This is a genomic window from Gordonia crocea, from assembly GCF_009932435.1.
Taxonomy (GTDB): Bacteria; Actinomycetota; Actinomycetes; order Mycobacteriales; family Mycobacteriaceae; genus Gordonia; species Gordonia crocea.
Window position 1 is genome coordinate 1,547,362 of sequence record NZ_BJOU01000001.1, and the last position, 23,405, is coordinate 1,570,766.

The window sequence follows — 23,405 nt, forward strand, 5'->3', positions numbered from 1 at the left end:
CTGCGACTTCCGCCGCCAGTAGACCCCAGTTTTCCCGTGTAGGGACTTCATCCCCCCTCGCGCACAACGACGCCGCGAGGGAACGAAAGGACTTCCGTGACTGAAACGGATCTCACCACGGCACCGGTTACGGTTTCGGCCCCGGTGGAGGCGCTGTCCGCGCCGGCCGCCGACGCTCCCACCTCCCGCGCCAAGAGCGGCCTGTCGGCCATGGTGCTGCCGGAGCTGCGCTCGCTGGCCAGCGGCCTGGGCATCAAGGGTGCCTCGGGTATGCGCAAGGGCGATTTGATCAGCGCGATCAAGGAGCGCCAGGGCGGCGGTGCCCCCAAGGCGCAGACCGCCGAATCGGCCCCGAAGGCCGACAGCGCTCTTCAGGCTGAGAGCGCCCCTAAGACCGAGAGCGCTCCCAAGACCGAGAGTGCCCCCAAGACCGAGAGTGCCCCCAAGACCGAGAGTGCCCCCAAGACCGAGAGTGCCCCCGTCTCCGACGACGCACCCCGGGCCGACACCGGCCGATCCGACGAGCCCAAGGCCCAGGATGGCGGCGAGGCGAAGGCCAAGGACGCCAACGACGACGCCGGGTCGAAAGACGGGCAGGGCGGCAACCGCAACCGGAACCGTAACCGCAACCGCGACGGCGGTGAGCAGGGCAGCGGCCAGGGCAACCAGAACAGCCAGAACAACCAGGGCGGCCAGAACAACCAGGGCGGCCAGGGCAACCAGAACCGTCGCGACGACGACGGCGAGGGCGGTCGTGGCCGTCGCAACCGGCGATTCCGCGAGCGGAACCGCCGCGGCGGTCGTGACCGCGACGCCGAGCCGCAGCTGTCCGAGGACGACGTCGTCGCCCCGGTCGCCGGCATCCTCGACGTCCTGGACAACTACGCCTTCGTGCGCACCTCCGGCTACCTGGCCGGCCCCAACGACGTCTACGTGTCGATGAACCTGGTGCGCCGATACGGCTTGCGCCGCGGCGACGCGATCACCGGTGCGGTCAAGGTGCCGCGCGAGGGTGAGCAGCAGGGCGGCGGCAACCAGAACAACCGGCAGAAGTTCAACCCGCTGGTGCGCCTGGACACCGTGAACGGCAGCGATCCGGAGGCCGCGCGCAAGCGCCCGGACTTCAACAAGCTCACCCCGCTCTACCCGAACGAGCGGCTGCGCCTGGAGACGACCACCGAGCGCCTCGACACCCGAGTCATCGACCTGATCATGCCGATCGGCAAGGGGCAGCGCGCGCTGATCGTGTCGCCGCCCAAGGCCGGTAAGACGACGATCCTGCAGGACATCGCGAACGCGATCGCCACCAACAACCCCGAGTGCCACCTCATGGTCGTGCTGGTCGACGAGCGCCCCGAAGAGGTCACCGACATGCAGCGCAGCGTGAAGGGTGAGGTCATCGCCTCGACCTTCGACCGCCCGCCGTCAGACCACACCAGCGTGTCCGAACTCGCGATCGAGCGTGCCAAGCGACTCGTCGAGCAGGGCAAGGACGTGGTGGTGCTACTCGACTCGATCACCCGACTGGGCCGCGCCTACAACAACGCCTCGCCGGCGTCGGGGCGCATCCTCTCCGGTGGTGTCGACTCGACGGCGCTGTACCCGCCGAAGCGCTTCCTGGGCGCCGCCCGCAACATCGAGCACGGCGGATCGCTGACCATCATCGCCTCGGCGCTGGTGGAGACCGGTTCGACCGGTGACACCGTCATCTTCGAGGAGTTCAAGGGCACCGGCAACGCCGAGCTCAAGCTCGACCGCAAGATCGCCGAGCGCCGGGTCTTCCCGGCCGTCGACGTCAACCTGTCGAGCACCCGCAAGGACGAGCTGCTGCTGTCCCCGGAGGAGTTCTCGATCGTCCACAAGCTGCGCCGCGTCCTGTCCGGTCTGGACAGCCACCAGGCGATCGACCTGCTGATCAGCCAGCTGAAAAAGACGAAGAACAACGTCGAGTTCCTCATGCAGGTGCAGAAGAACACCCCGGGCGCGCTCAACGACAACGACTGAGCGCCCGGCGGGGTGGTCTGTCGGCCAATCTAGGCTTCGGTCAATCTAGGCGCCGGCCAATCTAGGCGTCGGCAGATCTAGGCGTCGGCCAATTCCCCGGTGAGCGTCTGCCAGGCCTCGTAGGTGGTCAGGTCGACCGGGCCGGTTTGGGTGGCCACGAAGCAGCAGCGTCCCTCGCGGTCATACAACTCGATCGCCGCCGTGGCACCCCAGACGCCGGTCGCGCTGGTCACCCAGCACTCGTCGACGACGTTGAAGTTGATCATCGTGCGGGCCCCGCGTGATGCGAGCACCATCGAACCGTAGCGCTCGCGGGACCCGTCCAGCCGGTCGTGCCGGATCTGCAGGCAGCCGGTCGCGGCGGCACACGTGGTCATCGGCATGGTCAGCGCGGCCGCGTGGCTCAGCGCGGCGATGACGCGGCGCGAGCACACCCGGGCGAACCCCGGTGCGGGGACCGTGCGCAGGGCGTCGAGGCGGGACCGCCCGCCGTCGGCGAGGATCGAGTCGAACAGGCCGAGTTGATCGGTGTCCAACGGCGCCTCGTCGTCGACCGGCACCGGGAACACCTCCACCGGCCGCCGCCGTTCCGGCGAGAGCTCGTCGAGCAGGTCGATGTCGCTGGAGCGCGACAGGCTCAGCGCCTCGAAGGCGAGGCGGTCCGACCCCTCGACGAGATAGGTGACGTGGACCGCGTTCCCGTCACGGTCGAAGATCCGCAGGGTCGGCGGTGCGTGGGGGGTCGGTTCGGTCACCAGCACGGTGCCCAGCATGTCGGGGTTGATCCGCAGGGAGATCCCCTCGGCGCCACCGTGCAGCGGGTCGTCGCGGTACGACGGCCGGCGGTGGATGCCCAGGTCGTTGGTGATGACCGGACCCGCCGCGGTGACGCCGACGATCTGGTCGAGCAGGGGCAGTGCGTCGGCGAGCGTGCCGACCGGTCCGTCGACGACGGAGGCGGTGACGCCGGGAGCCGCCAGCAGCTCGTCGAGATCGCTCGTCGCCCCCGCCAAGCGGTGGCAGCGCGGATTCGGGCAGCGACAGTCGCCGGGGGAGTGGGAGGTCTCGTTCGGGCCGGTCTGGTCCGGTTCGCTCATCTCAGTACACATCCCTCAGGTAGCGCTTCTGCTGTTTCAGTTGGTCGACGTAGTGGGCGGCGCCGTCGGCGTCGAGCCCGCCCTGCTTGGCGACGATCTCGTGCAGCGCGGTGTCGACGTCGTGGGCCATCCGGGTGGCATCGCCGCAGACGAAGACGCTCGCGCCGCGCTCGAGCCAGTCGTAGAACTCCGCACCGTTCTCGGCCATCCGGTCCTGGACGTAGATCTTGTGTTCCTGGTCGCGGGAGAACGCCAGGTCGAGCCGGGTCAACAGGCCGTCGTCGGTGAAGCGGGCGAGTTCCTCGGCATAGAGGTAGTCCGACTCGCGGTGCTGGTCGCCGAAGAACAGCCAGTTCTCGCCGGTGGCGCCGCGGGCGGCGCGCTCGTGCAGGAAGGAGCGGAACGGGGCGACGCCGGTGCCCGGGCCGATCATGATGACCGGGGCGTCGTCGTCGGGCAGGCGGAACGAGCGGTTCGGCGTGATGTAGACGCTGATCGGCGCCCCGTCGCCGCACCGGTCGGCGAGGAAGGTCGAGCAGACGCCGCCCCGATCCCGGTCCAGGGAGCGGTAGCGGACCGCGGCGACGGTGAGGTGCACGGTGCCGGCGTGGGCGCGTGGCGACGACGAGATCGAATAGACCCGGGGTGCCAGCGGCCGCAATTCGTTGACCAGCTCCTCGGGGGTGATCGTCAGGGTCGGGTCGACGTTGAGCAGGTCGAGGACGTCGCGCCCCCAGAGCCAGGCGTCGAGGGCCTCGTGGTCCCCGGTGGCCGACAGGTGGGTGAGTTCGGCGTCGCCGCTGCGGGAGGCGATGTAGTCGACAAGATATTTCGACGGCGTGGCCAGCTCGTAGTGGTTGGTGAGCGCGTCGCGCAGGGTCCGCTCGGTCTTGCGGTCGGTGATGAGCTCGTCGCCGGTGGCACCGAGGCGCGCGAGGACCAGTTCGACGAGGGCCGCGTCGTTCACGGCATGCACCGACAAACCGTCGCCCGGTTCGTACTCGATCCCGCTGTCGCCGAGGGAGACGACGAAGTGTCGGACCTCCTTCGCCGATGCGGGACCCGAGAGCACCGTGTTCTCGATGATGGTGGCGGGGTAGGGGTTCTTGCGCCCCCAGGCCTCGGCGACCGGTTCAGCGGCGGGTTCGGCCACCGGCTCCGCCGCCGGTTCGGCGACCGGCGCGACCGGCGCGGCGGCGGGAGCCGATCCCGCGGCGAGCAGGGCGTCCAGCGCACCCGGCATCCAGGCATCGGCGGCCGGTTGGAAATCGATATCGCACTCGGCCCGGTCGACGACGCGGGTGGCGCCGAGCGCGGCGAGGCGCGCGTCGAGGTTCTTGGCCGCCTGGCAGAAACCGTCGTAGATCGTGTCGCCCAGGCCGCAGACGGCGAAGCTCACCCCCTCCATGCGCGGCGCCTCCGGACCGGCGATCTCGCTCCACAGGTCCTCGGCGTCGTCGGGCATCTCGCCCTCGCCGTAGGTGGAGACGACGGCAAGAAGCTTGGTCGCCCCGGCGACCTGCTCGAGCGTGGCCTCGCCCATGTCGGCAAGGGTGACGTCGAAACCGAGTTCGGTGGCCGCGTCCTTCGCCTGGTCGGCGATCCACTCCGCATTGCCGCTCTGCGTCCCGTAGATGATGAGCAGCGAACCGGGCCCGGCGGGCGCGGCGGCTTCGGCGGCCGCCGGCTCGGCCGCGGTGCCGTCAGCCGGCCGCTCCAGCGTGGCGACCGGCCCCCCGACCGCGCCGGCCGTCGGCACCGCCGCCCCGGCGGGCATGGCCAGCCGGGTGTTCAGCCCGGCGAGGAATCCGGCGAGCCATGCCTTCTGCTCGCCGTTGAAGGGCGTATCGGAGGGGTAGTACGGCAACTCCATCGGTTCAACCGGCCTTTGTTCTCGTGACGGGGGTGGACAGTTCCCGGGTGATCCCCGCCGTGCGCAGCGACTGCGCGACGTGGGGGACGGCCCGGGAGGCGAACAGTTCGTCGTAGCTGGGCAGCCCGCCGAGCAACGCACGGTTGCGGCGGTCCTGCAGCAGCAGCCAGCCATACGTGGCCGGGGCATCCATCGAGCGGACGTTGCGCAGGGCCAGCGCTTGCTTGTAGTCGTTGACCCGCTTGGCGCCGATCAGCGCGGCCAACTGTTCGGCGGTGTAGTCGCCGAGGATGTCCCGGGCGTACTTGGCGACCCGGTTGATCAGTTCGAAGTCCTCGGTGAGGACCAGGTTGCGCGCGGCGCGGGCGATCGACTCGGTATCGACGTCCGGCGACTTCCGCAACCGGTTCGCCGCGACCTCGCGGGACAGTTCGAACAGCGTGAACGCGTTGAGCAGGCGGAATGTCGACTCGTCGTCGGTGTGCCCGAACGCCGGGACCACCCCGTCGGCGACCGCGGTGGCCTCGCGGGTGGCCCGCTTGAGCCCGCGGACCTGTTCCAGCGCGATCGACGTGGACAGCTCGTCGAGCAGGCCGCGCCGGTCCAGCGACGCCATGATCGTGGCCGAGTCTTGGTGGGCCAGCAGCGCCCGCGGCATCGCGTAGACGAAGGACCCGCGCTCGGTCTCCCAGTCGCGCAGCAACCGCTGCGCCAGCGCCGACCCGGTTGCCTCGGCGTGCCAGGTGAGCATCAGGTGAACCGCGTCGTGGTGCAGCGCGGCGAACGGGTCGTCGGCATCGGCGATGGACCCGGTGATGACCGAGTCGGCGCTGACCCGGCGCCCGACCTTCCCGGCCGGGTCGTACTGGTAGAGGAAGCCGCCGCTCATCCCGTTGGCCAGGCCGTTGCCGTAGCCGCCGAGGTTGAGCACCGCGCCGTTGGTCATGTACTCGCAGCCGTATTCGCCGAGGCCCTCGACCACGGCGGTGGCACCGGAGTTGCGGACGGCGAACCGGTCACCGGCCTCGCCCTGCACGAACAGCCGGCCACCGGTCGCGCCGAAGAGGGCGAAGTTGCCGATCAGGACATTCCCGCCGACGTCGGTCGAGCCGCCGCCCGGCGAGCACACCACGACGGTGCCGCCCGACATCGACTTGCCGACACCGTCGTTGCAGGTGCCGCGGTGGCGCAGGCGCATCCCGTCGTTGCAGAAGGCGGCATAGGACTGGCCGGCCGATCCGTCGGTCTCGACCCGCACCGAGTCGGGCGCGAGATAGCGGCGGCCGCGGTCGTCGAGCAGGACGGGGGCGAGCGCATCCGCCTCGGGACCGTCGAGCTCCCAGTTGAGCAGCCGTTCCAGGTCGATGGCCAACTGTGCGCCGACGCCCTTGTTGCGGTTGTCGAGGCGGGCCGGCGCCGGGGTGGCGACCGCGGCGCGGTCGTCGACCAGGGCGGCCCGCACCTGGGCCACCAGCTCGTCGTCGACGGCGTAATCGCGCTCGAGGTACACCGGATCGGCGATGACCACCTCGTCGATCCGCGCCAGCAGGGCGTCGGGGCGGATCCGCCCGACGATCGCCGGGTGGTCCAGGACGCTGAGCAGATCCGTGCGCCCACGGGCCTGGGCCAAACTGGTCAACCCGTTGGCGGCGAGCACTTCGCGCACCTCGGCGGCCACGTTGAGCAGGTACTGCGCCACCGCGCGCGGATCGCCCTCGAACAGCTCGGGGTTGGTGGTGAGCCCGGCCGGGCAGCGCACGTTGCAGTTCTTGGCCATCACGCAGCCGATGGACATCAGCGCCGACGTGCCGAACTCGAAACTGTCCGCGCCGAGTAGCGCCGACACCACCACGTCGCGACCGGTCTGGTGGGCGCCGGACACCCGCAGCACGACCTTGCTGCGCAGTCCGTTGGCGCACAGCGCCTGGTGGACCTCGGCCAGACCGATCTCGGCGACGCGGCCGGCGTAGCGCAGGCTCGTCACCGCCGCGGCCCCGGTGCCGCCGGTGTTGCCGGCGACGTTGATCACGTCGGCGCCGGCTTTGGCGACGCCGACGGCGATGGTGCCGATGCCCTCGGAGGAGACGAGTTTGACGATGACCCGGACGCGGGCCGCCTTGCAGTCGTGGATCAGCTGCGCCAAGTCTTCGATCGAGTACGTGTCGTGGTGCGGCGGCGGGGAGATGAGTTCGACGCCAGGGGTGCCGCCGCGGGCCGCGGCGATCTCCACGGTGACCTTGGGGGCGGGCAACTGGCCGCCCTCGCCCGGCTTGGCGCCCTGGCCGATCTTGATCTCCAGCTCGCGCAGCTCGGGATCGGCCAGGTAACCGGCCCAGATCCCGAACCGCCCGGAGGCGAACTGCTTGATCCGCGAGGCGCGGATCGTGCCGTACCGGGACAGGTGCTCGCCACCCTCGCCGGAGTTGGACAGGGCACCGACCATGTTCGTCCCGTGGGCCACCGCCTCGTGGGCCGAGGCGACCAGGGCCCCGTGGCTCATCGCGCCGGAGGCGAAGGTCGCGGTGATATCGTGCACCGGGGTGACCGCGCCGAGGTCGACCGGGTCGCCGGCCGGCGAGATGGCCAGGACGTCGCGCAGCGCGCTGGGACGCCGTTCCCGGGCCCGGGCCAGATCGGCCGACAGCGCGCGGTAGGCCTCGGTCACGGTGAAGGCGTCCATCGCCTCGTCGGACAGGCGGTCGAATCCGCTGTCGTCGTACGCGTGGGCGTCTAGGCCGAAGGCGCTCTTCAGTTCGCTCAGCGTCAACAGGGGCAGCGAGGCTGTCGCCCCGGCCCGCTCGACGGTGGGGGACACCCGGTCGCCGGCCGGGTAGACCGGCGCCTCGGCGTTCAGTTCCTCCCAGCGGCGGACGGCGGTGGTGCCGTAGGAATGGCCGGCCCCCTCCGAACGCTCCTTGAACAACCCCAACAGCGGGAGTTCGCGGTCGGTGGCGAGCGGGGCGGCAACGGCCGCGGCATGGGCGCTGTCGAGCGAATCGGCGATCGGGCCCAGGCCGACCCCGCCGGTCGGCGAGCGCGCGGATGCTGTCCAGCGGCGGGTTGGTGACCTGGGCGAACCGCTGGGAGAAGTAGCGCGCGACACTCGGCTCGGCATTGGTCAGCGCGTTGATCGCCAACCCGAAGCCCATCGCCGACACCAGCTCCGTCCCGCTGTCGAGCATCGGGTCGACGAAGAACCGGAAGCTCTCCTGGTCCAAGAAGTACGCGCGGAACCGTTGGTGGTCGCTGAGTCCGGCCCGGTCGGTGAGGTGCTCGTCGGGTTCGGCGGGGTCGACCTGCTCGAGATCGGCCAGGTCGACCTTGGCGCGGCGCAGCAGGGCCGGGAAGTCGGCGGTGGCGGCGAGCTTCTCGTAGACCTCGGTGGTCGTGTACACGCGCTGCTCGTCGTGGTCGTAACAGATCATCCCGCCGGCCGGGACGCGCCCGCGGGAGAGGACGGTGTCGGGGGCGAAGTCGATCTGGCCGGCCTCGGAGAAGGCGCACAGGTAGTCGTCGGTCTCCACCGTGCGCAGCGGCCGCAGGCCCAGCCGGTCCAGGCGGGCGCCGATGACCGAACCGTTGCCGAAGACCACCGCGGCCGGTCCGTCGTTCTTCTCCTCGTACAGCGAGAAGTACTCGAACATGGCCCGGACCTGCGGGGAGAGGGTGGCGTCGTTCTCCCACGCCGGCGGCATCATCGAGACGATCGCGGTGACCAGGTCGACGTGGTCCTCGGTGACGCGGGTGGCCACGGTCTGGTCGAGGCGGGAACTGTCGGACTGGCCGGGCGGCCGCACAATCGTGCGCCGCGCGGCGGCCGCCGCGGTCACCTGGGCGATGCGGTTCTTCCGGTCGGTGTTGAGCTCACCGTTGTGGGCCAGGTAGCGGAACGGCTGTGCCATCGTCGGGTGCGGGTCGGTGTTGGTGGAGAAGCGGGTGTGGAAATAGATGGTGTGCACCGCGTGGTCCGGGTCGGCCAGGTCGGCGAAGTAGTCGATGACCTCGGGCGAGGACAGTCGGCCCTTGAGGACCTGCGTGCGCGCCGAGAGGGACAGCGGGTACAGCCCGGCCAGGGCGGGCTCGGTGAATCCGACCGCCTCGATGTGCAGCAGTGCCTGCTGGACCAGCAGGTCGAGGTCGGTCGGTTCGGCCCGGGAACCCCGTTCGGGGGCGCCGAACACCCACTGGCGGATCGGCAGCTGGTGGGCGACCGCGGCCGGCGGCAGGGCCGCGTCGTTGACCGGCACGTCGCGCACCGCGAGGACGGAGAAGCCGCGCTCGGTCATCGTCGACTCGATGAGATCGGTCGCCGCGGCGGCCCCCTCGGGCGTTTCCGGCAGGAAGAAGTTGCCGACGCAGAACTCACCGGCGCGCAGGTCGCGGCCGGCGACCTTGGCGAAGAAGGCCGTCGACAGGTCGACGGAGACCCCGCCGCCGTCGCCGACGCCCTCCGCGGAGATCCCCCCGCGGTGGGGCACCGAGCACAGCGCCTGCCTTGCCATGGTGATCACCTCGTGGCGTGCCTGCCCGTCCTTGCGGGTGATGAACCCCACCCCGCAACTGCTCTTGTCATCGGTGCTGTTCCACAGCAGTTCCTGTGAACTGTGCTCGCGTCGCAACTAAACTCCCGGTTCGTTTGGGTATGCCAGAACCGGTGGCGCTGCGACGGTGAAGCGACACCGAAGAGAACAATAGCTTAGCCAAAGCTAACTAAAAATAGGGCACCCTGTTACGGGGCCTTCTGCCCGCGTACGGGCCGGTGACGGGCCCGATCAGTAGACGTCGCGCAGGTACCGCTTGGCGGTGCGGAGCTCGTCGACGTAGTGCGCCGCCCCGTCGGCGTCGAAACCGCCGTGCTCGGCGATGATCTCGTGCAGCGCCTCGTCGACATCGTGGGCCATGCGCGTCGCGTCGCCGCAGACGTACACCCGTGCGCCGCGCTGCAACCAGGCGAACAGCTCGGCGCCGTTCTCGGCCATCCGGTGCTGGACGTAGTCCTTGTGCTCCTGGTCGCGGGAAAAGGCGGTGTCGAGGCGGGTGAGCAGCCCGTCGTCGACGAAGCCCTCGAGCTCCTCGCGGTAGGCGAAGTCGAACTCGCGGCGCTGGTCACCGAAGAACAGCCAGTTGTCCCCGGTGGCGCCGCGGGCGGCGCGCTCGTGGAGGAAGGAGCGGAACGGGGCGACGCCGGTGCCCGGGCCGATCATGATGGCCGGCACGTCGTCGTCGGGGAGCCGGAAGGACCGGTTGGGGGTGATGAACACCCCGATCTGCTCGCCCACCGCGCGGCGGTCGGCGAGGTGGGTGGAGGCGCAGCCGCCGTGATCGCGGTCGAAGGAGCGGTAGCGCACGACGGCCATCGTGATGTGCACGGAATCGCCGTGGATCGTCGGGGACGAGGCGATCGAATAGGCGCGCGGCGCCAACGGCCGCAGTTCGCCGAGGAGCTCCTCGCCGGTGATGGTGAGCGACGGGTCGACGTTGAGCACGTCGAGGACGTCGCGCCCCCACAGCCACGCCTCGAGCGCTTCGCGGTCGCCGGTTTCGGCGAGGTGGGTCAGCTCGGCGTCGCCGCTGCGCGAGGCGACGTAGTCGACGAGGTACTTCGAGGCGGTCGAGATCTCGAAATGATGGGTCAGAGACTCCCGCAGGGTCCGCTCGCTGCGCCGGTCGACGATCAGCTCGTCGCCGGTCGCGCCGAGGCGCTCGAGGATCCGAGCGACCAGTTCGGGGTCGTTGGAGGGCACCACCGACAGGCCGTCGCCCGGTTCATAGGCGATGCCGCTGTCGCCCAGGGCGATCTCGATGTGGCGGACCTCCTTGGCCGAGCCGGGGGCCGAGAGCGTGCGATTGGTGACGATCGTCGCCGAGTAGGGGTTGCGGCGGCCCCATGCCGGTTTGCGGGCGGGTTTGCGCTCGGGCGCCGGGGCCGGTTCGGGTGCTGCGGGCGGGGCCTCGATCCCGGCGAGGGCGTCGAGGGCGGCCGGCAGCCAGGTGTCGATCGTCGACTGGAAGTCGACGTCGCACTCGGCGCGCGGGACGACCCGCCTGGCGCCCAGCTCGGCCAGCCGGGTGTCGATGTTGATCGCCGTCTGGCAGAAGCCGTCATAGCTCGAGTCGCCCAGGCCGCATACCGCGACCTCGGTGGATTCGAGCCGCGGGGCGGCGCTGTCGGCCAACTCGTGCCACAGTGCGGCCGCGTCGTCGGGCATCTCGCCCTCGCCGTAGGTCGACACGACGATGAGGATCTTGCGCGCCGCCGCCACGTCGGCGATCCCGACCTCGTCCATGTCGGCCACGCGGCTGATCAGGCCGCGCGCGCCGGCCAGCCGCTGGGCCTGCACCGCGACCCACTCGGCATTGCCCGACTGTGAGCCGTAGAGGACCAGCAGTTGTTCGCCCCCGCCGGGGGCGGCCAGATTCGGCCGCTCTTTGAGCCCCGCGAGATAGCCGGCCAACCAGGCCTTCTGCTCACCGGTCAGCGGTGCATCGGGAGTCGGGGCAGTGGCGAGCAGGTCCATCGATGATCGATCCCTCTCGGTCGGCGGGCGGAGCGTCGGCAACGGCGGTTGCGGCGGTTCCAATGTATCCGGCGGGAATACCCGCCGGATACGGGCCGTTTACCCCGGTACGACGACCGGTGATCGCGATTTCGGGCCTGCGGGCCCCGCGTGGCATACTGGATCGTCGAATCAAGTCCGGTTCCGGTTCACACCCGAGGCATTCCGCACGGGTGACCCGGCGACCACGAAAGGGACACCATGAAGAAGGACATCCACCCGGAGTACGTGGCCACCACCGTCGTGTGCGGTTGCGGCAACACGTTCGAGACCCGCAGCACCCGCAGTGACGGACGGATCAACGTCGAAGTCTGCTCGCAGTGCCACCCGTTCTACACGGGCAAGCAGAAGATCCTCGACACCGGCGGCCGCGTCGCCCGCTTCGAGAAGCGGTACGGCAAGCGCGAGAAGAAGGCCACCGCCGACAGCTAGCTTCCCCGACGGCGCCCGGCGTGCATCAGCACGCCTGGGCGCCGTTTGTGTTCTCGAGAGAAAGCGACCCAGGGGAAAGCAGAGGAAACCATGGCCACCGAGCAACCGTCGGCGATCGACGACATCCTGGCCGAATACGCCGGGTTGGAGACGCAGCTCTCCGACCCGGCGCTGCACGACGACGCGGCCAACGCCCGACGCGTCGCCAAGCGCTTCGCCGAACTCGGCCCGGTGATGTCGACCTACACCAAGCTGACCGCGGCGCGCGACGACCTGGCCGCGGCCACCGAGCTCGCCGCCGACGACCCCGGCTTCGCCGAGGAGATCCCGGCGCTGACCGAGCAGGTCGCCGCGCTCGACGCCGCACTCACCGACCTGCTCGCCCCGCGCGATCCGCACGACGGTGACGACGTGGTGCTCGAGGTGCGGCCCGGCGCCGGTGGCGAGGAATCGGCGCTGTTCGCCTCCGACCTGGTGCGGATGTACCTCAAATACTGCGAGCGGCACGGGTGGAAGGCGCAGGTGCTCGGCGTCACCGAGTCCGACCTCGGCGGCTACAAGGAGGCGACCCTGTCGATCCGCGCCCCGCAGGCGACCCGCGACGGCGTGTGGTCCCGGTTGAAGTTCGAGGGCGGCGTGCACCGCGTGCAGCGGGTCCCGGTCACCGAGTCGCAGGGTCGGATCCACACCTCCGCGGCCGGGGTCCTGGTGTACCCGGAACCCGACGAGGTCGCCGAGGTCGTCATCGACGACTCCGACCTGCGCGTGGACGTCTACCGCAGCTCCGGCAAGGGCGGTCAGGGCGTCAACACCACCGACTCGGCGGTCCGCCTGACCCACCTGCCCACCGGCATCGTGGTGACCTGTCAGAACGAGCGGTCGCAGTTGCAGAACAAGGCGCGGGCCATGCAGGTCCTCGCGGCGCGGTTGCAGGCGCAGGCCGAGGAGGAGGCGGCCGCGGCCGCCGCCGAGGGGCGCGCGGCGCAGATCCGCACGGTGGACCGCTCCGAGCGGATCCGCACCTACAACTTCCCGGAGAACCGGATTGCCGACCACCGCATCGGCTACAAGGCCAACAACCTCGACTCGGTCCTCGCCGGCGACATGGACGCGTTGCTCGACGCCCTCGTCGAATCCGACAAGCAGGCCCGGCTCGCCGCCGAGTGACGGTGGCGCCGCGTGACTAGACCCGTCGCCCCCGGCGGTCTCCTCGCCGATGCCTGCGCCCGGCTCGCCGCGGCCGGTGTCGACTCGCCCCGTGCCGACGCGGAGTGGCTCCTGGCCGATGTGCTCAGGGTCCCCCGCGGCCGCCTGATCCTCGTCGACGAGGTGGATCCGCGCGCCGCGACCGCCTTCGAGGCGGCGGTGGCGCGGCGGGCCGCCCGCGAACCGCTGCAGCACATCCTGGGCCGCGTCGAGTTCGGCGCCGGTGACGCGACGGTGGTGCTGGCCGTCGGACCGGGGGTGTTCACGCCGCGGCCGGAGACCGAACTGCTCCTCGCGTGGGCGGTCGCGAGCGCACCGCCGGGCGCACTCGTGGCCGACCTCTGCTCGGGCTCGGGCGCCTTGGCCGTCGGCCTGGCGGCCGCGCGGCCCGATCTCCGCGTACTCGCGGTCGAACTGTCGGCGTCGGCGCGCACCTGGTTGCGGCGCAACATCGCCGCCCAGCCGCTGGCAGTCGCCCGCCGGGTGGCCGTGGTGGCCGCCGACGTCACCGAACCGGCGGCCCTGCGCGAGGCGGTCGTGGCCCAGGCCGGTCCGGTGGGCTGGCCGGTGGACGCGCCGCTGGACCTCATCGTCAGCAATCCGCCCTACGTCCCGCTCCGTGTCGGTGATGCACCCACGCCGGTCTCGCCGGAGGTGCGGGCCGACCCGCCCGAGGCGGTGTTCGGCGGCGACGACGGGATGGCGGTGATCGTCCCGATGCTGGCGTCGATCCGCGATCTCGCCGCGGCCGGTGCGCCGGTCGGCATCGAGCACGACGATTCCACCGGCCCCGCGGTGGCGCGGGCTTTGGCGGCGGCCGGCTTCGACGATGTGCGCGCGACCGCCGATCTCGCCGGACGTCCCCGCTTCGCGACCGCGCGGGCACCGGGGAGCACCGACCACCGCGCGGGTTCGGGGGAGTGCTGAGTGCACTGTGCAAGGATGAAACGGTGAGCACTGTCTACGACTGCACGGACCCGCAGACCCGGTCGGCGGGCATCTCGGCGGCGGTCGCCGCAGCGCGGTCGTCGCGCCTGGTCGTGCTTCCGACGGACACCCTCTACGGGATCGGCTGCGACGCCTTCGACGGCGATGCGGTGGCCGACCTGCTGGCCGCCAAGGGGCGTGGTCGGGACATGCCGGTGCCCGTCCTCGTCGGCTCCTGGCACACCATCGACGGGCTGGTCCTGTCGGTGCCGCTCGCCGCACGCGAACTGACCCGGGCGTTCTGGCCCGGTGGCCTCTCGTTGGTGGTCCAGCAGGCCCCGTCGTTGGCGTGGGACCTGGGGGACACCGACGGCACGGTGATGCTCCGGATGCCGTTGCACCCGGTGGCCATCGAGCTGCTGCGCGAGGTGGGGCCGATGGCGGTGTCGAGCGCCAACGTCTCGGGCCAGCCGCCCGCGACGACGGTGGGGCAGGCGCGCGACCAACTCGGCGACTCGGTCTCGGTCTACCTCGACGGCGGTCCGTCGGCCGCCGCGGTGGCCTCGACGATCGTCGACGTGACCCGCGAGGTACCGCTGATCCTGCGCGAGGGCGCGATCAGCGCGGAGCGGATCTCCGAGGTCCTCGACGTCGACGTCGCCGAACTGCGGGGCGTGTCGTGAGCGCGGCGCACGAGGGTGCGCGCCGGTGAACGAGCTGGTCGCGGTGACCTCGGGGATCAGTTCCTCGGGGGCCGGGGTGCCGCTGCGCGAACTCGTCCTGGTGGGGGCGACGGCCGCCGCGGTGACCTTCATGCTGACCTCGCTGGTCCGGGTGTTCGCCATCCGGGCGGGCGCGGTGGCGGTGCCGCGGGCCCGTGACGTGCACGTCATCCCGACGCCCCGGTTGGGCGGCGTCGGAATGTTCCTCGGGGCGGTGGCCGCGATCGCCTTTGCCGCGCAGCTGCCCGCGCTGAACCGGGGATTCGCCTACACGCCGGACATGATGGCGGTAATCGTCTCCGGACTGGTGATCGTGCTGGTCGGCGTCATCGACGACCGGTGGGGCCTGGATGCGCTGACCAAGTTCCTCGGCCAGGTGACCGCGGCCGGGGTGTTGGTCATCATGGGCGTCAGCTGGACGGTCATCTACATCCCGTTCGGCAACATCGGGACGCTGACGCTCGACCCGCTCCAGGCCGGGCTGCTCACCGTGGTGATCACCGTGGCCACCATCAACGCCATCAACTTCGTCGACGGCCTCGACGGCCTGGCCGCCGGGTTGGGCCTGATCGCCGCGTTGGCGATCTGCCTGTTCTCCCTCGGCCAGCTGCGCGACCTCGGGGGCGACTCGAGTTCCTACCCGCCGGCGCTGATCACCGTCGCCTTGGCCGGGGCCTGCCTGGGCTTCCTGCCGCACAACTTCAGCCCGGCCCGGATCTTCATGGGGGACTCGGGCGCCATGCTCATCGGGTTGATGCTGGCGGCCGCCTCGACCAGCGCGACCGGCCGTCGGGCGCCGAACGCCTACGGCGCCGCCGACGTCTTCACCCTGTTGTCCCCGTTGATCCTGGTCGCCGCGATCATGTTCATCCCGATGCTGGACATGCTGATGGCGGTGGTGCGCCGGACCCGGGCCGGGGTCGGCTTCTACACGCCGGACAAGATGCACCTGCACCACCGACTCCTCGAACTCGGACACTCGCAATCGCGCGTGGCCCTGCTGATCTACCTGTGGGTCGGCGTGTTGGCGCTGTCGGTGTCCGCGAGCACCGTCGTCCCGCTGCGGGTCGTCGGACCGATCTTCGCCACCGGACTCCTCGTCGCGCTCGTGTTCACCTTCCTGCCGCGGATCATTGCCACGGTGCGGGGCACACCCGCGCCGAAGGCGCCCTGACCGGGGCGCTAGCCTGTGCTGCATGGCTGATGACACCCCGGACATCGTCCGCGCCACCACCGATCCGCTCGGCGCGCTGAAGGCGGGCCTGCGTTACGGGGCGCTCGGCCTGGTCGCCCTGTTCGTGATCGGCCTGGCGGTCTGGGTGCCGATTGCGCACACCCCCGGACTGTGGGGGGTGCTGATCGGCGCCGGCGTGGGTGGCGGGTTCATCCTGGTGACCATCCTCGTCGTGCTCGGGACGGCGAAACTGCCGCCGACGACGTCGCTGTACATCATCATGGGGTCGTGGTTTCTGAAGATGGTGGCCGTCATCGTGGTCATGGCCATCCTGCGGAACATGACGTTCTACGACAAGGGCGCGCTCGTCAGCATGCTGATCGGCGCGATCGTGATCGTGCTCGGCGCCGAGTTTTACGGCGTCCTGCGCACGCGGGTGCCCTATATCGACGAGGTGTCGAAGGGTCATTAGGCCCCCGACCTGCTACTACGCTGTGTCGTAGTGTGGCGGGATGCGTGCAATCCGACCCCGGTGAACACGCACGTGAACGGGACTTGATAAAGTTCTGATCACACCAAACAGGACATGGTTGCGCCACGGACCCGGTTCGCCGGACCGAAGCGCCAGGCCTGCTTGTGTCCCGCAGCCGCGGGATTGTCCGATCGAACCCGAGTCGCTTGCGCGGCCGACGGGCCCGACCACGGGAGAGAACGCTGATCAACGTCTTCTTGGCCGATTCCAGTGGAGAATTCAAACCGCCCACGCTGGACGACTTCTTTCCCCCGCAAGTCCTGTTCGAGGGCACGCCGTTCGCGCTCGACCGCCTCATGCTCATCCGGCTCGGCGTGGTCCTGCTCGTGTCGCTCTTCTTCATCGTCGCCATGCGCAGCCCCAAGCTCATCCCGCGCGGTATCCAGAACGTCGCCGAGAGCATGCTCGACTTCGTCCGCGTCCAGATCGCCGAGGAGATCCTGGGCAAGGAGAACGGGCGCAAGTATCTGACGATCATCGCGACCATCTTCTTCGCGACCATCTTCTTGAACCTGACCTCGGTCATCCCGTTCTTGAACATCTCGTCCAACGCCCGCATCGGGTTCCCGATGGTGATGGCCGCGGCCGCGTACGTGACCTACCTGTGGGTCGGTTTCCGCAAGTTCGGCTTCTTCGGCTTCCTCAAGGCGTCCACGGTCCTGCCGGGTGTGCCGCTGCCGATCCACTTCCTGCTGATCCCGATCGAGTTCATCTCGACCTTCCTGCTGCGGCCGTTCACGCTCACCGTTCGTCTCATGGCCAACATGCTGGCCGGCCACATCATGCTGGTCCTGTTCTTCTCGGCCACGCAGTTCTTCTTCTTCGAGGCGAAGAACTGGATGGCGGTCTTCGGACTGCCCGCGCTGCTGGTCGGTGTCGCCTTCACCTTCTTCGAACTGTTGGTGATCGCCCTGCAGGCCTACATCTTCGCGCTGTTGACCGCGGTCTACATCGACCAGTCGATCCACGCCGACGCGCACTGACCACCCGACCCGACAACCACAACAAACCTGACTACTCATCCGCCCGGATGGGGAGCCATTTAGAAAGGGAATAGCAAGATGAGCTACATCGCCCAGACCCTGGCCGACGCCAACGAGATCAAGGGGACCGGCTTCGGTGCCATCGGCTACGGCCTCGCCGCCATCGGCCCCGGTATCGGTGTCGGTATCGTGGCCGGCAAGGCCATCGAGGGTATTGCCCGTCAGCCCGAGCTGTCCGGCCAGATCCGCACCACCATGTTCCTCGGTATCGCACTGTCTGAGGCACTGGCGCTGATCGGTATCGTCGCCGGCTTCATTTTCTGATCTGAGAATCGACATGATCAACGCAACCGAACTGACGCTGCTCGTTGCAGAGGGTGGGGAGAAGCACAACCCGCTTCTGCCGCACACGTACGACATCGTCTGGTCGCTGGTCGCGTTCGCCGTCGTCTTCTTCGTGTTCTGGAAGTTCGTGATCCCTCGCTACCAGAAGGTGCTCGACGAGCGCCGGGACGCGATCGAGGGCGGCATCGAGCGGGCCGAGCAGGCACAGGCACAGGCGAATGCCGAACTCGCGACCTATCGCGAGAAGCTGGCCGGTGCCCGCGAGGAGGCGGCAGCCATCCGCGACGAGGCCCGTACCCAGGGCCAGCAGATCGTCGCCGATGCCACCGCCACCGCGCAGGCCGAGAGCGACCGCATCGTCGCGGCCGGCAACCAGCAGCTGGAGGCCAGCCGCCAGCAGGTGGTGTCGGAGCTCCGCGGCGACATCGGGAAGATGTCGATCGACCTGGCCGAGAAGTTGGTCGGGGAGTCGCTGGGCGATTCCGCCAAGCAGTCGGCCACCGTCGACCGCTTCCTCGCCGAGATCGACACCGCGAAATAGCGCGGTGGGCAACGAGACAGGAACGAAGAGGTAGATGTACGCAGCATCGTCACGCGAGGCCCTTGCCGGGGCGCGCTCAGTGCTGGAACCGGCGACCGGATCCGCAGCCGCCGCCGCCACCGTCGGCGACGAACTGCTCGAGGTCTCACGGCTCCTCGGTGAGAACCGGGAGTTGCTGAGCACCCTGACCGAGGCCGCCGTCCCGCCCGCTGAGCGCACCGCGGTCGCCCGCGGCGTACTGAGCGGCAAGGTTGCCGACGCCACCGGTGAGGTGGTCGGGGCAGCCGTCGGCGGACAGTGGTCTACTTCGACCGACCTGGCCTCGGGCCTGCACGACCTCGGGGTCGAGGCGCTGCTGCGCTCGGCGTCGGCGGCGGGTACCGGCGATACGGTCGAGGACGAGCTATTCCGCCTCGGCCGGATCATCGCCAGTGACGCCGCCCTCGAGCAGGCGCTGTCGGACCGGGCCCGCCCGGTGGCCGACCGCGTCGGCCTCCTGCGCTCGCTCATCGCGGGCAAGGTGAACCCGGTGACCGAGAAGCTGGCGCTCGACGCGATCGAGCGCTCGTCGCTCCAGCCGGCCGACGCCCTTGCGGCACTGGCCGACACCGCGGCGGCCATCAGCGGCCGACGGGTGGCGCACGTCCGCGCCGCCGAGGCATTGACCGACGCCCAGCGGCAGCGGTTGGCCAGCGAACTCGAGGCCGACCTCGGCTCGCCGGTCACCCTCCATGTCGACGTCGATCCCGCCCTCCTCGGTGGTGTCGTGGTCCGCGTCGGCAACGAGCAGATCGACGGAAGCGTCGCCGGCAAGTTCGCTGCGGTGCGCCGCGGCCTGCGGTAGCCCAACCAACAACCCCACACGAAACCTTGATCGAGACCCGATCACCAGAGCCAGGAAGAGTAAGCACATGGCGGAGTTGACCATCTCCTCCGATGAGATTCGGAGCGCGCTGAGCACGTACACCAAGGAGGTGGACGCATCGGCCACCCGTGAAGAGGTGGGCACGGTCGTGGACACCGGCGACGGCATCGCCCACGTCAGTGGCCTGCCCGGCGCCATGGCGAACGAGCTGCTGGAGTTCCCCGGCGGAATCCGCGGCGTCGCGCTGAACCTCGACCTCGACGCAGTCGGCGCGGTCATCCTCGGTGACTACGAGAACATCGAAGAGGGCCAAGAGGTCAAGCGGACCGGCAACGTGCTGTCGGTGCCGGTCGGCGACAACTTCCTCGGCCGCGTGGTCGACCCGCTGGGCGCCCCGATCGACGGCTTGGGCCCGATCGAGGCCGAGGCCGACCGCGTGCTGGAGCTGCAGGCGGCGACGGTGCTCGAGCGCCAGCCGGTCGAGGAGAGCCTCGCCACCGGTATCAAGGCCATCGACGCGATGACCGCCATCGGCCGCGGCCAGCGCCAGCTGATCATCGGCGACCGCAAGACCGGCAAGACCGCGGTCTGCATCGACGCCATCCTGAACCAGAAGGACAACTGGAAGAGCGGCGACCCGGACAAGCAGGTTCGCTGCATCTACGTCGCCATCGGCCAGAAGGGCTCGACCATCGCCGGCGTCAAGACGGCGCTCGAAGAGGCCGGCGCGATGGAGTACACCACCATCGTCGCCGCCCCCGCGTCGGACTCGGCCGGCTTCAAGTGGCTCGCGCCCTACACCGGCTCGGCCATCGGCCAGCACTGGATGTACGCCGGCAAGCACGTCCTGATCGTGTTCGACGACCTGTCGAAGCAGGCCGAGGCCTACCGTGCGATCTCGCTGCTGCTGCGCCGCCCGCCGGGCCGCGAGGCTTACCCCGGCGACGTCTTCTACCTGCACTCGCGCCTGCTGGAGCGTTGCGCCAAGCTGTCCGACGAGATGGGCGGCGGTTCGATGACCGGCCTGCCGATCATCGAGACCAAGGCCAACGACGTCTCGGCGTTCATCCCGACCAACGTCATCTCGATCACCGACGGCCAGGTCTTCCTCGAGTCGGACCTCTTCAACAAGGGTGTCCGCCCGGCCATCAACGTCGGCATCTCGGTGTCGCGCGTCGGTGGTGCCGCGCAGACCAAGGGCCTGAAGAAGGTGTCCGGTTCGCTGCGTCTGGAGCTGGCCCAGTTCCGCGAGCTGGAGGCCTTCTCGGCCTTCGCCTCCGACCTCGACGCCGCGTCGAAGGCACAGCTCGAGCGCGGTGCCCGCTGGGTCGAGCTGCTCAAGCAGGACCAGTACAGCCCGGTCTCCGTCGAGGACCAGATCGTCTCGATCTACCTCTGTGGTGAGGGCTTCATGGACTCGGTCCCGGTCGACGACGTGCGCCGCTTCGAGTCCGAGCTGCTGGCCGACCTGCGCCACAGTGCGGCCGGCGTCTACAGCAACATCGCCGGCGGCGGTGCGCTCAGCGACGAGGACATCGCGGCCCTGACCACCGCGACGAACAACTTCAAGGAAGGCTTCGTCGCCAGCGACGGCAGCCGCGTCGTCAACGAACCGGAGGCAGCGGCCCTCGACGCCGACGAGGTCGAGTCCGAGACCCTCCGGGTGACCAAGAAGAAGAAGTAGGCAATGGCAACCATTCGGGAGCTGCGCGGGCGGATCCGGTCGATCCAGTCGACCAAGAAGATCACCAAGGCGCAGGAACTGATCGCGACCTCGCGGATCACCAAGGCGCAAGCCCGGGTGGCCGCGGCGCGGCCGTACGCGCAGGAGATCACCAAGGTGGTCACCACGCTGGCCAGTGCGTCGGTCTCGCTGGACTCCCCGCTGCTGACCGAGCGGGAGAACCCGCGCCGGGCGGCGATCCTGGTCGTCACCTCTGACAGCGGCCAGTGCGGCGGCTACAACTCCAACGTGCTGCGCGAGACCGAAGAGCTGATCGCGCTGCTGCGTTCGGAGGGCAAGGAGCCGGTCGTCTACGTGATGGGGCGCAAGGGTGTGGGTTACTACACCTTCCGCGACCGTCCGGTCGCGGCGAGCTGGACCGGGTTCTCCCAGCAGCCGGTGTTCGCCGACATCAACGGTGCGATCAAGCACCTGGTGGACGCGTTCCTGGCCGGTTCCGACGGAACCGTGGAGCTCGACGGCGAGGAGATCGTCGGCTGTGACGAGCTGCACGTCGTCTACACGCGGTTCGTGTCGATGCTGACGCAGAAGCCGGTCGTGCGCCGGATGGCGCCGATCGACGTCGAGTTCGAGATCGAGCAGTTCAACATCGGCGAGGACATGCTCGACACCGACACCGGTGCCGAGGTGAGTGCCGAGATCGAGTTCGAGCCCGAGGCCAAGGAGCTGCTCGACGCGCTGTTGCCGCGCTACGTCGCGTCGCGCATCTTCGCCGCACTGCTCGACTCCGCCGCGTCGGAGAACGCCGCGCGCCGCACCGCCATGAAGGCGGCGACGGACAACGCGACCGAGCTCGAGAAGACCCTGTCCCGCCAGGCCAACCAGGCCCGCCAGGCACAGATCACGCAGGAAATCAGCGAGATCGTCGGCGGCGTCGAAGCGCTGGCCCACTGAGCCCGACGTTCACCCAGGGCCCCACGACTACCGAGGAAAGAGAAACAACCATGACCGCAGCAGTAACCGCAGACAACGCGGGCGCTTCGTCGGCCGCCGGAGTGGGCCGCGTCGCACGCGTCATCGGCCCCGTCGTCGACGTGGAGTTCCCCCGCGGAGCGATCCCAGACCTGTTCAACGCCCTCCACTGTGAGATCACCCTCGAGGCAGTGGCCAAGACCCTGACCCTCGAGGTCGCCCAGCACCTCGGCGACAACGTCGTGCGCGCGGTCTCCATGCAGCCGACCGACGGCCTGGTCCGCGGTGCCGCGGTGACCGACACCGGCAAGCCGATCTCGGTTCCCGTCGGCGACGTCGTCAAGGGCCACGTGTTCAACGCGCTGGGCGACTGCCTGGACGCGCCGGGCACCGGCCGCGACGGCGAGCAGTGGGGCATCCACCGCAAGCCCCCGGCCTTCGACCAGCTCGAGGGCAAGACCGAGATCCTCGAGACCGGTATCAAGGTCATCGACCTGCTGACCCCGTACGTCAAGGGCGGAAAGATCGGCCTCTTCGGCGGTGCCGGTGTGGGCAAGACGGTGCTCATCCAGGAGATGATCACCCGTATTGCCCGCGAGTTCTCCGGTACCTCGGTGTTCGCCGGCGTCGGCGAGCGCACCCGTGAGGGCACCGACCTGAAGCTCGAGATGGAGGAGATGGGCGTCCTCCAGGACACCGCCCTCGTGTTCGGCCAGATGGACGAGCCGCCGGGGACGCGTATGCGCGTCGCCCTCTCGGCCCTGACCATGGCCGAGTACTTCCGCGACGTGCAGCACCAGGACGTGCTGCTGTTCATCGACAACATCTTCCGCTTCACCCAGGCCGGTTCGGAGGTGTCGACCCTGCTCGGCCGCATGCCGTCCGCGGTGGGCTACCAGCCGACCCTGGCAGACGAGATGGGTGTGCTCCAGGAGCGCATCACCTCGACGAAGGGCCGCTCGATCACCTCGCTGCAGGCGATCTACGTCCCCGCCGACGACTACACCGACCCGGCTCCGGCGACCACCTTCGCCCACCTGGACGCGACGACCGAGCTTTCCCGCCCGATCTCGCAGCTGGGTATCTACCCGGCGGTGGACCCGCTGACCTCGACCTCCCGCATCCTGGAGGCCTCGATCGTCGGTGAGGAGCACTTCCGCGTCGCCAACGAGGTCAAGCGCATCCTGCAGAAGTACAAGGAACTGCAGGACATCATCGCCATCCTCGGTATGGACGAGCTTTCCGAAGAGGACAAGGTCACCGTTGCCCGCGCCCGCCGCCTGCAGCGCTTCCTCGGCCAGAACTTCCTCGTCGCCGAGAAGTTCACGGGCCAGGTCGGATCGGTCGTGCCGCTGGCCGACACCATCGACGCCTTCGACCGGGTCTGCAAGGGCGAGTTCGACCACCTGCCCGAGCAGGCGTTCAACAGCTGTGGTGGACTCGACGACGTCGAGGCCGCAGCCGCCAAGCTCGCCGGGAAGTAGCGGTCGG

General features: G+C 69.6%; 17 protein-coding genes and 1 pseudogene. 14 read left to right on the forward strand and 4 right to left on the reverse strand.

Features of this window, described 5'->3' with window-relative positions:
* Positions 1-96 precede the first annotated feature (96 nt).
* Complete coding sequence (gene rho / locus nbrcactino_RS07315; protein WP_161926759.1) at positions 97-2,004, forward strand: transcription termination factor Rho; 1,908 nt, start codon at positions 97-99, stop codon at positions 2,002-2,004.
* A gap of 77 nt (positions 2,005-2,081) precedes the next feature.
* Here rho and nbrcactino_RS07320 read toward each other — a convergent pair whose 3' ends face one another.
* The 4 genes and pseudogenes from nbrcactino_RS07320 to nbrcactino_RS07335 form a co-directional block, all read right to left on the reverse strand.
* A complete protein-coding gene (locus tag nbrcactino_RS07320) occupies positions 2,082-3,101 on the reverse strand; it encodes a ChuX/HutX family heme-like substrate-binding protein (protein WP_161926760.1) in 1,020 nt (339 codons plus the stop codon).
* A gap of 1 nt (position 3,102) precedes the next feature.
* Complete coding sequence (locus tag nbrcactino_RS07325; protein WP_161926761.1) at positions 3,103-4,974, reverse strand: sulfite reductase subunit alpha; 1,872 nt, start codon at positions 4,972-4,974, stop codon at positions 3,103-3,105.
* A gap of 4 nt (positions 4,975-4,978) precedes the next feature.
* Positions 4,979-9,593, reverse strand: a pseudogene (locus nbrcactino_RS07330) (glutamate synthase-related protein).
* A gap of 153 nt (positions 9,594-9,746) precedes the next feature.
* Complete coding sequence (locus nbrcactino_RS07335) at positions 9,747-11,492, reverse strand: sulfite reductase subunit alpha (RefSeq protein WP_161926762.1); 1,746 nt, start codon at positions 11,490-11,492, stop codon at positions 9,747-9,749.
* 240 nt (positions 11,493-11,732) lie between these two features.
* Between nbrcactino_RS07335 and rpmE the strand changes: the two genes are divergently transcribed.
* From rpmE to atpD, 13 genes are all read left to right on the forward strand, one after another.
* On the forward strand, positions 11,733-11,963 hold the full coding sequence (rpmE, locus tag nbrcactino_RS07340) for a 50S ribosomal protein L31 (RefSeq protein ID WP_161926763.1): 231 nt from the start codon (positions 11,733-11,735) through the stop codon (positions 11,961-11,963).
* A 90-nt stretch (positions 11,964-12,053) separates the two neighbouring features.
* Positions 12,054-13,130, forward strand: coding sequence for a peptide chain release factor 1 (gene prfA / locus nbrcactino_RS07345; protein ID WP_161926764.1), 1,077 nt, complete (start codon positions 12,054-12,056; stop codon positions 13,128-13,130).
* A gap of 12 nt (positions 13,131-13,142) precedes the next feature.
* On the forward strand, positions 13,143-14,096 hold the full coding sequence (locus nbrcactino_RS07350; protein WP_161926765.1) for a N5-glutamine methyltransferase family protein: 954 nt from the start codon (positions 13,143-13,145) through the stop codon (positions 14,094-14,096).
* 23 nt (positions 14,097-14,119) lie between these two features.
* Positions 14,120-14,779 carry an L-threonylcarbamoyladenylate synthase gene (locus nbrcactino_RS07355; protein WP_161926766.1) on the forward strand — a complete coding sequence of 220 codons (660 nt, stop codon included), beginning with the start codon at positions 14,120-14,122 and terminating at the stop codon, positions 14,777-14,779.
* Positions 14,780-14,804: 25 nt separating this feature from the next.
* Positions 14,805-15,992: a glycosyltransferase family 4 protein gene (locus tag nbrcactino_RS07360; RefSeq protein WP_161926767.1), complete on the forward strand. Its 1,188-nt coding sequence runs from the start codon at positions 14,805-14,807 to the stop codon at positions 15,990-15,992.
* 22 nt (positions 15,993-16,014) lie between these two features.
* Positions 16,015-16,464, forward strand: coding sequence for a Cg1360 family ATP-synthase-associated protein (locus tag nbrcactino_RS07365; protein WP_161926768.1), 450 nt, complete (start codon positions 16,015-16,017; stop codon positions 16,462-16,464).
* Between the two features lie 257 nt (positions 16,465-16,721).
* Positions 16,722-17,507 carry a F0F1 ATP synthase subunit A gene (gene atpB / locus nbrcactino_RS07370; RefSeq protein ID WP_228460725.1) on the forward strand — a complete coding sequence of 262 codons (786 nt, stop codon included), beginning with the start codon at positions 16,722-16,724 and terminating at the stop codon, positions 17,505-17,507.
* A gap of 78 nt (positions 17,508-17,585) precedes the next feature.
* Positions 17,586-17,831 (forward strand): ATP synthase F0 subunit C, encoded by a 246-nt coding sequence (locus tag nbrcactino_RS07375; RefSeq protein WP_161926769.1) that lies wholly within the window; start codon positions 17,586-17,588, stop codon positions 17,829-17,831.
* A gap of 13 nt (positions 17,832-17,844) precedes the next feature.
* Positions 17,845-18,393 (forward strand): F0F1 ATP synthase subunit B, encoded by a 549-nt coding sequence (locus nbrcactino_RS07380; protein WP_161926770.1) that lies wholly within the window; start codon positions 17,845-17,847, stop codon positions 18,391-18,393.
* 34 nt (positions 18,394-18,427) lie between these two features.
* Positions 18,428-19,237 (forward strand): F0F1 ATP synthase subunit delta, encoded by an 810-nt coding sequence (locus nbrcactino_RS07385; RefSeq protein WP_161926771.1) that lies wholly within the window; start codon positions 18,428-18,430, stop codon positions 19,235-19,237.
* A gap of 67 nt (positions 19,238-19,304) precedes the next feature.
* A complete protein-coding gene (gene atpA, locus nbrcactino_RS07390; RefSeq protein WP_161926772.1) occupies positions 19,305-20,942 on the forward strand; it encodes a F0F1 ATP synthase subunit alpha in 1,638 nt (545 codons plus the stop codon).
* A 3-nt stretch (positions 20,943-20,945) separates the two neighbouring features.
* On the forward strand, positions 20,946-21,896 hold the full coding sequence (locus nbrcactino_RS07395) for a F0F1 ATP synthase subunit gamma (protein ID WP_161926773.1): 951 nt from the start codon (positions 20,946-20,948) through the stop codon (positions 21,894-21,896).
* Positions 21,897-21,946: 50 nt separating this feature from the next.
* Entirely contained in the window at positions 21,947-23,398 is a 1,452-nt protein-coding gene (gene atpD / locus nbrcactino_RS07400; protein WP_161926774.1) for a F0F1 ATP synthase subunit beta, read from the forward strand.
* Positions 23,399-23,405 lie beyond the last annotated feature (7 nt).

Coding starts and splice junctions, on each gene's coding strand:
- nbrcactino_RS07320 (WP_161926760.1), bottom strand. CDS start 3,101: ATGAGCGAACCGGACCAGACCGGCCCGAACGAGACCTCCCACTCCCCC.
- nbrcactino_RS07325 (WP_161926761.1), bottom strand. CDS start 4,974: ATGGAGTTGCCGTACTACCCCTCCGATACGCCCTTCAACGGCGAGCAG.
- nbrcactino_RS07335 (WP_161926762.1), bottom strand. CDS start 11,492: ATGGACCTGCTCGCCACTGCCCCGACTCCCGATGCACCGCTGACCGGT.
- rpmE (WP_161926763.1), top strand. CDS start 11,733: ATGAAGAAGGACATCCACCCGGAGTACGTGGCCACCACCGTCGTGTGC.
- prfA (WP_161926764.1), top strand. CDS start 12,054: ATGGCCACCGAGCAACCGTCGGCGATCGACGACATCCTGGCCGAATAC.
- nbrcactino_RS07365 (WP_161926768.1), top strand. CDS start 16,015: ATGGCTGATGACACCCCGGACATCGTCCGCGCCACCACCGATCCGCTC.
- nbrcactino_RS07375 (WP_161926769.1), top strand. CDS start 17,586: ATGAGCTACATCGCCCAGACCCTGGCCGACGCCAACGAGATCAAGGGG.
- nbrcactino_RS07380 (WP_161926770.1), top strand. CDS start 17,845: ATGATCAACGCAACCGAACTGACGCTGCTCGTTGCAGAGGGTGGGGAG.
- nbrcactino_RS07385 (WP_161926771.1), top strand. CDS start 18,428: ATGTACGCAGCATCGTCACGCGAGGCCCTTGCCGGGGCGCGCTCAGTG.
- atpA (WP_161926772.1), top strand. CDS start 19,305: ATGGCGGAGTTGACCATCTCCTCCGATGAGATTCGGAGCGCGCTGAGC.
- nbrcactino_RS07395 (WP_161926773.1), top strand. CDS start 20,946: ATGGCAACCATTCGGGAGCTGCGCGGGCGGATCCGGTCGATCCAGTCG.
- atpD (WP_161926774.1), top strand. CDS start 21,947: ATGACCGCAGCAGTAACCGCAGACAACGCGGGCGCTTCGTCGGCCGCC.